Annotated in this window: 16 protein-coding genes; all 16 read left to right on the forward strand. The window is 47.3% G+C overall.

All coding sequences use genetic code 11. From position 1 onward, the window contains the following. The first annotated feature begins 3 nt into the window (after nucleotides 1-3). Nucleotides 4-1,467 (forward strand): DUF3383 domain-containing protein, encoded by a 1,464-nt coding sequence (locus C5471_RS19115; protein WP_207627399.1) that lies wholly within the window; start codon nucleotides 4-6, stop codon nucleotides 1,465-1,467. 9 nt (nucleotides 1,468-1,476) lie between these two features. Then, complete coding sequence (locus C5471_RS19120; protein WP_133815814.1) at nucleotides 1,477-1,917, forward strand: DUF3277 family protein; 441 nt, start codon at nucleotides 1,477-1,479, stop codon at nucleotides 1,915-1,917. A 3-nt stretch (nucleotides 1,918-1,920) separates the two neighbouring features. Beyond that, nucleotides 1,921-2,346, forward strand: a complete 426-nt coding sequence (locus tag C5471_RS19125) for a phage tail assembly chaperone (protein ID WP_133815813.1) — start codon at nucleotides 1,921-1,923, stop codon at nucleotides 2,344-2,346. A gap of 35 nt (nucleotides 2,347-2,381) precedes the next feature. Further along, complete coding sequence (locus C5471_RS19130; RefSeq protein WP_133815812.1) at nucleotides 2,382-2,534, forward strand: DUF6889 family protein; 153 nt, start codon at nucleotides 2,382-2,384, stop codon at nucleotides 2,532-2,534. Continuing rightward, complete coding sequence (locus C5471_RS19135) at nucleotides 2,524-4,527, forward strand: lytic transglycosylase catalytic (protein ID WP_133815811.1); 2,004 nt, start codon at nucleotides 2,524-2,526, stop codon at nucleotides 4,525-4,527. The genes C5471_RS19130 and C5471_RS19135 overlap by 11 nt, the downstream gene beginning before the upstream one ends. Further along, nucleotides 4,527-5,141, forward strand: a complete 615-nt coding sequence (locus C5471_RS19140; RefSeq protein WP_133815810.1) for a phage baseplate protein — start codon at nucleotides 4,527-4,529, stop codon at nucleotides 5,139-5,141. Before C5471_RS19135 ends, C5471_RS19140 begins: the two co-directional genes overlap by 1 nt. After that, entirely contained in the window at nucleotides 5,141-5,446 is a 306-nt protein-coding gene (locus C5471_RS19145) for a phage baseplate plug family protein (protein ID WP_133815809.1), read from the forward strand. The genes C5471_RS19140 and C5471_RS19145 overlap by 1 nt, the downstream gene beginning before the upstream one ends. A gap of 9 nt (nucleotides 5,447-5,455) precedes the next feature. Beyond that, nucleotides 5,456-6,553: a hypothetical protein gene (locus C5471_RS19150; protein ID WP_133815808.1), complete on the forward strand. Its 1,098-nt coding sequence runs from the start codon at nucleotides 5,456-5,458 to the stop codon at nucleotides 6,551-6,553. 35 nt (nucleotides 6,554-6,588) lie between these two features. Next, the gene (locus tag C5471_RS19155) at nucleotides 6,589-6,909 is read left to right on the forward strand and encodes a hypothetical protein (RefSeq protein WP_133815989.1); all 321 of its coding nucleotides are present in this window, start codon (nucleotides 6,589-6,591) and stop codon (nucleotides 6,907-6,909) included. Nucleotides 6,910-6,958: 49 nt separating this feature from the next. Next, entirely contained in the window at nucleotides 6,959-7,390 is a 432-nt protein-coding gene (locus C5471_RS19160; RefSeq protein WP_133815807.1) for a hypothetical protein, read from the forward strand. Then, entirely contained in the window at nucleotides 7,383-7,715 is a 333-nt protein-coding gene (locus tag C5471_RS24515) for a hypothetical protein (RefSeq protein WP_242688781.1), read from the forward strand. Before C5471_RS19160 ends, C5471_RS24515 begins: the two co-directional genes overlap by 8 nt. A 60-nt stretch (nucleotides 7,716-7,775) precedes the next feature. Then, a complete protein-coding gene (locus C5471_RS19170) occupies nucleotides 7,776-8,534 on the forward strand; it encodes a phage baseplate assembly protein V (RefSeq protein ID WP_133815806.1) in 759 nt (252 codons plus the stop codon). Further along, nucleotides 8,531-8,884 carry a contractile injection system sheath initiator gene (locus C5471_RS19175; RefSeq protein ID WP_133815805.1) on the forward strand — a complete coding sequence of 118 codons (354 nt, stop codon included), beginning with the start codon at nucleotides 8,531-8,533 and terminating at the stop codon, nucleotides 8,882-8,884. The genes C5471_RS19170 and C5471_RS19175 overlap by 4 nt, the downstream gene beginning before the upstream one ends. Continuing rightward, the gene (locus C5471_RS19180) at nucleotides 8,884-10,068 is read left to right on the forward strand and encodes a baseplate J/gp47 family protein (protein ID WP_133815804.1); all 1,185 of its coding nucleotides are present in this window, start codon (nucleotides 8,884-8,886) and stop codon (nucleotides 10,066-10,068) included. The genes C5471_RS19175 and C5471_RS19180 overlap by 1 nt, the downstream gene beginning before the upstream one ends. 2 nt (nucleotides 10,069-10,070) lie before the next feature. Continuing rightward, complete coding sequence (locus C5471_RS19185; protein ID WP_133815803.1) at nucleotides 10,071-10,727, forward strand: DUF2612 domain-containing protein; 657 nt, start codon at nucleotides 10,071-10,073, stop codon at nucleotides 10,725-10,727. An 11-nt stretch (nucleotides 10,728-10,738) separates the two neighbouring features. Then, the coding region (locus C5471_RS19190) for a phage tail protein (RefSeq protein ID WP_207627400.1) at nucleotides 10,739-11,356 on the forward strand (618 nt) is incomplete at its 3' end.

Below are 11,356 nucleotides of genomic sequence, written 5' to 3' on the forward strand. Positions count from 1 at the left end.
ATTATGCAGGGATTACCTGTTTCAAATATCGTTAATGTCACGATAAATATGGCCCCGCGTGCCGCGCAATCCCGGAACTTTGGCTCACTACTGATTGTGGGTGCCAGCAATGTGATTGATACCCACGAGCGGTTGCGCTTGTATTCCGATATTGATGGTGTCGGGGCGGATTTTGGTCTGGATACCCCAGAATATCAGGCCGCCGCACTGTATTACTCTCAGTCACCCCGTCCGGTTGATTTGTATATGGGGCGATGGGTAAAAGATCAGGCATTGGCTGTCTTACGAGGGGCGATACTGACCAAACAACAGCAAGCCATCAGTAAGTTTACAACTATCACGGATGGTTCTTTCAGGTTAACGATTAACGGTAAAGAAACGATATGCAGCGGCGTCGATCTGAGTAAAGAGACCAATCTTAATGGTGTGGCCCAACGGATAACGGAAAAGCTGAAAGAGTGCACAGTGACGTGGGATACCTCCCGTTTCGTCATTTCATTGCAAGCATCGGGTACGATGGGTTATGCCTCATCCGCTAGCGCGGGGACTTATATCGGCGACCTGTTAAAACTGGACGAAGGATCGGATGCCACCGCTATCGAACCCGCCAAAGCAGAAACGATTGCTGAGGCGGTGGCAGCACTGGGGGCGGTATCCAATGGCTGGTATGGGCTGGTGGTGGCTGATAACTCTCTGACGGATGAAGATGTTTTGTCTGTTGCTAACTACATTGAATCCGCGTCGGTTTCTCGTATCTATGGACATACAGCACAGAAAACAGATGCATTGGATACTGATGTTGACACTGATATCGGATCACAACTGACAGGCGGCAACTATCAGCGCACGCTCTGGCAATATTCATCCGGTAAACCGTATACCGCTGCATCTCTGATGGGGCGGATGTTTACGGTGAATTTCAACGGCAATAACACCACCATTACCTTGAAATTCAAGCAGGAGCCCGCTGTAACCGCTGAAAGTCTGACTGCCACTCAGGCTAACGCCTTGAAGAAGAAAAACGGCAACGTCTTTGTTAAGTACAACAACGATACCGCCATCATTCAGGAAGGCGTCATGGCAAACGGCGATTTCATTGATGAGCGCCACGGTCTGGACTGGTTACAGAACTACGTTCAGAACAATCTTTATAACCTGCTTTACACCAGCACTGGCAAGATCCCCCAGACTGATGCAGGAGTTACCCGTTTAATTACCAATGTTGAACAGTCACTTGATCAGGCGGTAACAAACGGGTTAGTGGCACCGGGTATCTGGAACGGCGGACCGATTGGACAAATCCAACCGGGTGATACCTTAACTAAAGGGTATTACGTTTACGCGCCACCCATCGCGACACAGGCGCAGGCTGACCGGGAAGCCCGCAAAGCACCGGTTATCCAGTGCGCTATCAAGTTGGCGGGCGCTGTCCACTACGCTGATGTGTTGATCAATGTCGTTCGATAAGAGGTAAACATGGCTACTTACTCATTTATGGATGTCACGGCATCATTGACCGGCCCGACCGGGGTTATTGACATGGGGTATGGTTCAGCGACGTCAGACGAAGGGATCACGGTCACCATGACCGAAGCCAAAAACACCATGACCATCGGTGCCGATGGTGAGGGGATGCACTCGTTACATGCGGGTAAATCCGGTTCTATCACTGTCAATTTGCTGAAAACCTCACCGACAAATAAAAAATTGTCACTCGCTTACAACGCACAATCACTGTCATCAGGTACATGGGGGAATAACGTGATTGTGATCCGTAACACGGTTTCCGGTGAAATCACAACAGCGCGGGGCTGTGCTTTTCAGAAGCAACCCGATTACACGAACGCCAAAGATGGCGGCACGGTTGCATGGGTGTTTGACTGTATCAAAATCGATCAGGTGCTAGGGGAGTTCTAAACGATGGAATTTGAAATTAACAGTATTCAGTATCGCACTGCAAAGTTAAGCGTGTTCGATCAACTCAAAGTGTCGCGTAAATTACTGCCCGTCCTTGCCGGACTGGTATCAGATATTCGTGCTGTGCAGACGATGGCACAAGATAGAAACATGGAGGGCGCTTTAGAGAAGGCGCTGCCTAAAATCGCTCAAGCGGTTAGTGACTTAAGCGACGAAGATTGCAATGCGATCCTCTATCCGTGCTTATCAGTGGTGTCGCGTCAGCATGGTAAAGGGTGGACGGCAGTGTTTTCGCAGGGGGTATTGCATTTTGACGATATCGATTTACCCACGTTGTTGCAGCTAGTCGCGAGAGTGATCGGGGATTCACTGGGAAATTTTTTGCACGCACTCCCCGCACAAGAGACGCCACTCCCGCCAGCGGCTTAGTACTCGATTGCATGCCTGACGGGGAAGATTATCTGATGCGCCCCGTCGACGCCGGCTATATCCACTACCCCGATCTCTTAAGCGGTGCCGTTGACTTAGCGGATATTGCCCGTATGAATGACTGGCTGGATTTAAAAGCCGACAATGAAGCCCGTATAGCCCGCTGGAGGGACGCAAATGAGCGATAACGTTAACATCATTAAAGATTTCCTGATCAGCCTGGGGTTTGATGTAGACGAGAAAGGCCGGGGTAAATTTGATGCCGTGTTAAAAGGCGTCACTGCCAACGTGCTAAAAGTCGGTGCCGCAGTTGAAGGGGCCGCGCTCACTATTGTCGGGTTTACCACCAAAATTGCCGCAGGTCTGGATAAGCTTTACTGGCAGGCACAAAGAACCGGGGCCACCGTCGCCGGCATCAAAGCGTTGGGTTATGCCGTCGCACAAATGGGCGGCAGTGCAGAAGCCGCGCAGGGTGCGTTAGAAAACATGGCGCGTTTTATGCGCAACAATCCCGGTGCGGAGGGTTGGCTTAATCGGCTTGGGGTGCAGACTCGTGACTCATCCGGTCAGATGCGGGATGCAGCGAGCATACTGGCGGGTGTCGGCCAGAAACTAAGTAGTATGCCTTACTACCGGGCCAATCAATATGCGCAGATGCTCGGTATTGATGAAAATACGCTAATGGCTATGCGGCGCGGCTTAGCGGGTTTTACTGCTGATTATCAGAGGATGTTGCAGAAAACCGGGTTCAATGCGGATAAAGCCGCGCAGCAAGCCAATAAATTCACCACTGCACTACGTGGCTTTAACGCGCTACTGGGTATTCTTCGGGATAAAATTGGCGCAAATTTGGCTAACGGTTTAGCCGGCTCTTTCGACTCGTTACGTCAGAAAATACTGGATAACTTCCCCAGAATTGAAGCCACACTCACCAAGATCATCAAAGGCATTCTCTGGTTTGCTGAGGTCTTTAGTCGCATGGTTTACCGGGTGGTTCAAGGTATTGGAGATGTCATAGATTGGTGGAAGCGACTGGATGAAAGCAGCAAAATGCTGATTGCCATGTTCGGGGCTATCGTTGTTGCCTGGCGTCTTCTGAACAGCGCGTTCCTGATGTCACCCATCGGCGCGATCACCGTATTAATCGGTGCGCTTCTTCTTCTCTATGACGACTATAAAACATGGAAAGAAGGCGGTAAAAGCCTGATCGACTGGAGCAAGTGGGAAAAAGATATCGACCGCGCCGTTGAGGCGTTTAAAACCCTCGGAAAGTGGATTAAAAAAGGCGTTGATGGCGTTGGCGGCTGGAAAAATGCATTCTTAATTCTTGGCGGAGTTGTTGCGACGACATGGGCAGTAAAAATGCTCGCGGGATTTGCGAGGGTTTCCGCTGCATTAACCCCTTTGCTTGCGCGTCTCGCACCTTTATTAGGGCTGGTTGCCTATGGTGGATACTTGTACAGTGACTGGGACAACATCAAACAAAGTGCAGCATCATCATGGGATTATAACACCCGGCAAATAAAACGCGGGATCGGGGACGTGGGCGCATGGCTGGGTATAGACAATGACTGGGCTAACAAGCATCAGGGCGGTTTACCCAATCCGATCACGTCAGATATCCCCGGTATGCCCGGCGCACCGACACCACCGCCTTCCCCTGAATACTCAGAAAGAGGCTTGCGTAACAACAACCCCGGTAACTTGAATTTTGTGGGACAACGCGGCGCTGCATTAGAAAACCCCGGTGGACGTTTTGCCCGGTTTGAAACGGCGTTTGATGGCTTGCGGGCGCTATCACGACAGTTAACGTTGTATGCCTCGCGTGGGCTGACAACGATACGCGACATTATCACGAAATATGCGCCACCGGAGGAAAATGATACAGAAGACTATATTGCATTCCTTACAAAGTGGCTTAGCGTTGATCCCGATGCGCAGTTAAATTTACAGGACCCCAACACTCTGACAGCGATGATGAGTGGCATCATTCAGCGCGAGAACGGTCGTAATCCATACAACAGTGAACTCATCAATAAAGCCGCGATAGCAGGCAGTGGCAGCGTTCAGCAAACCACGAACATTACGGTGCACGGGGCAATGGATGCGAAGGCGACGGCGAATGAGATCGCCAATAAGCAAAACGGCGTAAATGCCCGTCTGATACAACAGGTGAGCTAATGGATATCTTATCAGCGATTTTTCAGCAACAAACCCGGTCGTTTGGCACTGAAAGCATGTTGCTTGTGCCCAGTGTTGTGATATCCGAAAAGCATACAGACGCGTTGGAAATTACTGAACATCCGGTAGAAATCGGCGCTGCGGTCAGTGACCACGCCTACAAAAAGCCATCAGAAATCACGATGGAACTGGGCTTCGCTGGTGGCGGCTCGCTTCTCGATTTTGTTGATACGTCAAAGATCGGCTTGAGTATGGGCTTAAGCCCGAAAGAGACTTATCAAAAAATCCTTGATCTCCAAGAATTACGAGAGCCGTTTAAGGTCATTACGGGTAAGCGCACTTATGAAAATATGCTGATCAAAGCGATTGAAGTCACTACGGACAGGCTTAGCGAGAATGTGTTGTTATGCACGCTGACATTACGTGAAGTAATTATAACATCGACTCAAAAAGTACAAGTTGCTGAAAAAGAGGTCATGAAAACCGGGGTGAATACATCGGCGGTTGAGAACTCAGGCACAAAAACATTAAAGCCGGTCAATGAGTCTGCTTTATCAGAAATAAAAGAAGGTGCCGTTAATGCCTTTAGAAGTTATATAAAAGGAGGCGGCTGATGCAAGTCTCAGAAATTCCGCTTACAGCGAGCAATCAAATGTTTGCAATAAAGTTGGGTAATCAGAATGTGAAAATGCGTCTGATTTATCGTGATGCTGCTGGCTGGGTTATGGATATTCAAAATAATGCAGGTGTTGATTTGCTGGTGGGTGCGCCGCTAATACCCGGTATTAACTTATTAGAACAATATCCGTATTTAGGGATCAACGGCGTGTTAGTTATTGCCAGTGATGCAGACAGCGCTGAATACCCAACCGACACAAATCTTGGGTTATCCAGCCATTTATATTTTGTACAACAATAAGGTAAAAATATGAGTCAGAATTGGTTACGTCATTTCGAGTTAATGTTATTAGATGACCACGGCAAAGGAATCGTTTTATCTGATTTTAGAGTTATATTTAATATTGAGTGGTTCAATATTAGTAATCCGCGCGTGGCGACGTTAAAGATTTACAATCTGTCAAAAGATACCAGTAATAGGATACTGGGTAGCGAGTTTTCGAAGATAAAAATTATTGTTGGCTATGATGGAGTAACCCCAACCGTTCCTGAGAGTGAGGTCGGCAAAGCCCGGCCGGTTGAGCCGGGAACAACGGGACATCGGGACGGCAAAAACTATGGTGAAATCTTTAGCGGAGATATCCGGTTTACGCTGACCGGGCGTGATAACCCCACAGATACTTACACCCAAATTCAGGCATGTGACGGTAACGAGGCGTTTATTAATGCCTTCATCAATCAAACATTAGCGGCGGGTTATACCCTGAATGATGTCTATAACCTCGCTTTACGCAGTCTGGAACCTTACGGTATTACAGCCGGGGCCAAACCCAAAATGCCGGATACGGTTTTCCCTCGTGGAAAAATGTTTTTTGGGAAAACGCGATACATATTAGACAATATCGCGCAGCAATGTAACGCCAAATGGCAATTTGTAGACGGTAAAGTGGAGATGATTTCCCCGGAAATGGCCGTGCACAATGTCGTGGTGTTAAACAGTCGGACCGGATTAATCGGTATGCCGCAACAGACGATCGGGGCTGGCGTTAATGTCAGGTGCTTAATTAATCCAAATATCCGGGTAAATGGGTTAATTCAATTAGATGAAGGCTCGGTATATAGAACGTCCTTACCTAATGATGTTGTAAATAAATCGGGTGATGAGCAGCAAGATCACAAGCAGAGACAGGAAAGTAAACTCGTAGAAAAAAACGATAACGGGAACCTTTACGTGAGCGGGGTGTCTAATCCTCCAGCGAGTATAGCGACGGACGGCGTGTATATTGTCCGGGGTATTATGTATACTGGTGACACTCGCGGCAATGCGTGGTACCAAGAAATGATGTGTGAAGCGCGTGGGGCTGCGGATTTATATTCTGCTTCCGCACAACAAAGGGTTTATTCATGAAGAGTTATTTTGTAAAGATAAGCCAGTTAGCAGTTATGCTTGGGTTTTTGATAAGCGGTTCAGCTTTGGCTGACTTGCAATGCGGCGGGTATACGCTCCATGCGAGTAGTGATGGCTGGACGAGAGTGAATGGTGAAAAAGTTACGTCTCAGAAAATTACATTTCTGAAAGAAAAAAATGACTGGGATCAGATAAAAACAGACATGGGCCTCATGCCCGCCCGCGACGGCAACATGTACGGCTTCCAGTTTATCAAGCGTAACGGCAAAGCATGGCTGAACGTTCAGTTACTGCAAAACGCTATGGATGCACCGAAGATCATCGGCTCTTTTCCTTGTAAGAAAGTGGCGGATTAATCCGATGCATCAGCTGTGAAACATCAGCAAGAACACACAAGAGGTCTGAATGAGTTCAGAGAAAATAGCTTTCATTTTTCCCGCTACAAAAGATGCCAGAGATAGGGAAGAACCGATCCTTAATTTTCGATGTCCAGCATTGCCCGTTGAAACGAAAATCATTATTGCTGTCGCTTTTGTTGGGCTTCACCAATCTAAAGACTATCTAATTTCTATCGATATTACTGACAGCAACGGCACAACAATTCTACATGGACGGACGGAAGATATACCCGCAAAGGTATCAGTAACCGCTGATGATCTTGAAGCAGAACCAACAGACGTGCCGGGTTTTTTGAGCGCTTCGGTTTCGATTAGGGTGATAAATGCTGGGATTTATGTAATAAAATGTTCTATAGCTCGCGCTGATACGCCTGACGAGACTATTCATAAATCAGAAGCCTACTTTAGAATGGTTTCATCGGAGGCGCACAATGGGTAGTGAAAATTCTGTCATTGATGGCATGCGATTTTCTGATGGCCGGTGGTCATATACCGATACGCCACCAAGTAGACATTCACTTGATAATGGTTCATCATTCAAACAGGGTAGCGGAGATGGTGGAGGTGGAGATATGTTGGAAGCTCGTGTTGCGAGACTTGAGTCAGATGTTGAGCATATCAAAAAATCTATAGACGAAGTAAAAACTGACGTACGAGAAATGAGAAAAGACGCACGTTCAGATTTCCGCTTGTTATTTGGTGCGATAATTGCCGTGGCGCTTGGATTAGCTGGTTTAATGGCTAAAGGATTTCACTGGATTTAATTTAATAACCATATTATTTACTAAGCCGCTTAACTGCGGTTTTTTTTATGGAGTTTCCCCATGCCTGTATCAACCGAATCAAGAACCGGCGATTTATCCGAAACGCTGAAAGCCATAAATCATGCTCTCTCTTCTCAGCTTAGAGTAGCGATACCCGGCATTATTCAATCATTCAATGCGGATGCGGTAACGTGTGTTGTTCAGCCTGCGATTAAAAGCAGCATTGCTGATTCTGAGGGGAAAACCACCTCCGTATCTTTACCCCTGCTTGTAGACGTACCCGTTATCTTCCCGAGGGGCGGTGGCGTGACATTAACCTTCCCGATAAGAGCCGGTGATGAATGTCTGGTTGTTTTTGCCGATCGCTGCATTGATTTTTGGTGGCAGTCTGGCGGCGTACAGGAACCGGCAGATGACCGACAGCATGATTTATCTGATGCCTTTGCTATCGTTGGTCCACAATCACAGTCAAAGAAAATAGCGGGCATCAGCACGAGCACCGCACAACTGAGAAGTGATGATGGCGCAGCGTATATCGAACTCGATCCCGGCAGTCATAACGTCACAGTTATTACCCCGGCAAAACTTACCGCGACTGCAAACGGCGGTACTGAAATCACCTCACCTGAAATCACCCTGAACGGCAACGTCACCATTAATGGCAACTTATCGCAAGGGATGGGATCGGGTGGAGGAACGGCAACGATGCAAGGCCCGGTCACCGTGAATAACGATGTGACAGCGGCGGGTATTAGCCTGAAAAATCACGTGCATAGCGGTGTGCAGTCGGGTGGTAGTAACACAGGAGGTCCCCAGTGAGATATCGACGTGAAGATCCTGATAGTGATTACAGTTTCGGGCAAGGGGATAATACGTTTCTGATTAACTCCCCCGAAGCTGTAGCGCTGGCAGTAAAAACCCGGCTGGCGTTGTGGCGTGGGGATTGGTTCTTAGACATGAAAGAAGGCACTCCTTACGTACAGTCAGTGCTTGGAAAACAGCGATCGGATGTGTATATCCTTGCTGTTCGTGACCGCATCTTAAAAACCAAAGGTGTTAAGTCGATTCTTTCTTTTGATACCCGAAGTGACGGTACCACACGCCGCCTGACTTTCACCGCCACTATTGACACGCTTTACGGCCAAATCACGGTAACAAGCGAGGCATAATGTTAAATCTCGATACTTTAGGGCTTGCAGCTACAGTCACAAGCTCCGGCATCCGTGCACCCGATTACCAGACGATTCTCAGTAAAATCACTGAATTTGCCCGTCAGATATACGGTACCGATGCTTATCTGGAGCCCGACAGTAAAGACGGTCAGATGCTGGCTATCTTTTCACTAGCGATACACGATGCGAATAATGCCGTGATCGCGGCTTACAACTCGTTTAGCCCTGCGTCAGCGACCGGTGCCGCGCTATCTAATAACGTGAAAATTAACGGCATTGCCCGACATGCATCCACTTATTCTACCGTCGATGTCAAGTTGATCGGTACCGTTGGCACCGTTGTAAAAAACGGCATCGTACGAGATATCAACGGCTATAGCTGGAGCATTCCCTCAAGCGTAGCCATCGGCATACACGGCTTTGTTATCGCAACAGCTACGTGTCAGACAAAAGGCAATGTTACGGCATTAGTCGGGGATGTTTCGATTATCGGCACGCCAACGCAGGGCTGGCAAAATGTCACGAACCTGTCAGCGGCTACGCCCGGACAGCCGATTGAAGCCGATACAGCATTGAGAGAACGGCAACGGAAATCTGTTGCACTGCCATCCAGAACCGTACTTGATGGAATTCAAGGTGCCATCAGTTTAATCCCGGGTGTCGTTCGGCGGCGTGGGTTTGAGAATGACACTAATGTGACGGACAACAACGGCATTCCTCCCCACTCAATTGCAATGATAGTTGATGGTGGTGACGCGAAATTAATCGCTCAAACAATTGAAACGAAAAAAGGACCGGGTGCAGGAACTTTTGGTGACACGGAAATTAAAGTCGCAGATAGCTATGGTCTCATGCATCCGATTCACTTTTCACGCCCGAAAGACGTTCCGGTATTTGTTGAGATAACTCTGACGGCATTTGAAGGGTATACAACGCTGGTGGGTGACAGAATTCGGTCAGCAATTGCAAGTTATATCGACGCTCAGTTAATCGGTGATAACGTTTATTTAAGTCGTTTATATTCTCCCGCTAATTTACGTGATGAAGAGGGCTTAACTTATGATATTTTCGAAATCCAAATCGGCAGGTCAGAAGATAATGTATCGCCGAGCAATTTAATTGTGACATTTGACGAAGCTGTTACGTGTAAACCGGAACATGTTAAACTAATTGCGAGGTGAAAATGAGAGATTATTTATCGCTTATTACCTCTCAGCATAGAACCGCAAATAAATTTGTCGCTCATATTGATTTCATTACCCGGCCTCTCTCTGATATTTCAAATGCCGTTCAACTCCTGAATAGTCAATTTTCTATTGATGAAGCGGTAGGTGTTCAATTAGACGCCGTGGGCGAGTGGATAGGACTTTCACGTTATGTCAAAACACCCATCGTTGGTGTGTATTTCGCACTTGATACAGAAGGCGTTGGATTAGACGAAGGCAGCTGGAAACGGCAATATGACTCTGATTCCGGCTTTACAGAGCTTGATGATGAAACTTACCGAACAATATTGCGCTCTAAAATTCGAGCCAATCATTGGGACGGTACAAATGAAATGCTGGCGGAGATTTATCAGGGCGTTATTCCCGACGAGTCGGTATTAATATTCTTCGTCGATAATCAAGACATGAGTATGGACGTTTATGTCACCGGGGGAGTCGTGCCCGAAGTCGTTAAAGCGGTCATTCAGCAAGGGTATCTAAATATTAAACCCGGAGCGGTCAGAGTGAATAATTATACCAATTCGGAAAATAGAGGAGTTATTTTCGGTTTTGATTCAGACAGTAAATATATCGCCGGATTCGATACAGGCGGGTGGCCCATTCTATTAAATTAAGAGTAAGATAAATGGCTAAGAATGAATTTCTAACCTTCGGCATGGCTGAGGGTGCTAATGTATTATCAAATGAAGAATACGCAGCCCTAGCGGCAAGGGTTAACGGATTTACAGCCGGTGTTGCAAAGTCCCGAGAATTAAATAAAGCATGGCGTCAGTCATCCATTATTACGCATATTCTTGCGCAATATATTGCTGACGAATCCGGCAATGATGTTTTAGATAACGGGGATATTGACGCGCTGAAAAAAAGTTTAGCAGCAGCGATTAAAAATGCATTGCCGGAAGTACGCGATGCTACACTCACAGAAAAAGGCATAATACAATTAAGTAATGCTACTGATAGCACAAGTGAAAAGCTGGCTGCTACTCCACGAGCGGTAAAATACGCTTATGACTTAGCGAATTCAGCCAACAACAACGCCAACACCAAACTCTCGAAATCACAAAACGGCGCTGACATTCCCGATAAGAATGCCTTTGTGAAAAACCTCGGTTTAGTGGAAACGGTGAATTTGGCTCAGGGGGCATATCCAGGATTGAAATCTGTTGATGTGATTCCGACGCTTGGATATAACGGCGCGTTCCAAGGTAGAGCGCATACTAACTATGCAAAAGGGATCAGCGTC

The organism is Photorhabdus tasmaniensis, from assembly GCF_011189505.1.
In the GTDB taxonomy this organism is placed as follows: domain Bacteria; phylum Pseudomonadota; class Gammaproteobacteria; order Enterobacterales; family Enterobacteriaceae; genus Photorhabdus; species Photorhabdus tasmaniensis.

Coding starts and splice junctions, on each gene's coding strand:
- C5471_RS19115 (WP_207627399.1), top strand. CDS start 4: ATGCAGGGATTACCTGTTTCAAATATCGTTAATGTCACGATAAATATG.
- C5471_RS19120 (WP_133815814.1), top strand. CDS start 1,477: ATGGCTACTTACTCATTTATGGATGTCACGGCATCATTGACCGGCCCG.
- C5471_RS19125 (WP_133815813.1), top strand. CDS start 1,921: ATGGAATTTGAAATTAACAGTATTCAGTATCGCACTGCAAAGTTAAGC.
- C5471_RS19130 (WP_133815812.1), top strand. CDS start 2,382: ATGCGCCCCGTCGACGCCGGCTATATCCACTACCCCGATCTCTTAAGC.
- C5471_RS19135 (WP_133815811.1), top strand. CDS start 2,524: ATGAGCGATAACGTTAACATCATTAAAGATTTCCTGATCAGCCTGGGG.
- C5471_RS19140 (WP_133815810.1), top strand. CDS start 4,527: ATGGATATCTTATCAGCGATTTTTCAGCAACAAACCCGGTCGTTTGGC.
- C5471_RS19145 (WP_133815809.1), top strand. CDS start 5,141: ATGCAAGTCTCAGAAATTCCGCTTACAGCGAGCAATCAAATGTTTGCA.
- C5471_RS19150 (WP_133815808.1), top strand. CDS start 5,456: ATGAGTCAGAATTGGTTACGTCATTTCGAGTTAATGTTATTAGATGAC.
- C5471_RS19155 (WP_133815989.1), top strand. CDS start 6,589: ATGCTTGGGTTTTTGATAAGCGGTTCAGCTTTGGCTGACTTGCAATGC.
- C5471_RS19160 (WP_133815807.1), top strand. CDS start 6,959: ATGAGTTCAGAGAAAATAGCTTTCATTTTTCCCGCTACAAAAGATGCC.
- C5471_RS24515 (WP_242688781.1), top strand. CDS start 7,383: ATGGGTAGTGAAAATTCTGTCATTGATGGCATGCGATTTTCTGATGGC.
- C5471_RS19170 (WP_133815806.1), top strand. CDS start 7,776: ATGCCTGTATCAACCGAATCAAGAACCGGCGATTTATCCGAAACGCTG.
- C5471_RS19180 (WP_133815804.1), top strand. CDS start 8,884: ATGTTAAATCTCGATACTTTAGGGCTTGCAGCTACAGTCACAAGCTCC.
- C5471_RS19185 (WP_133815803.1), top strand. CDS start 10,071: ATGAGAGATTATTTATCGCTTATTACCTCTCAGCATAGAACCGCAAAT.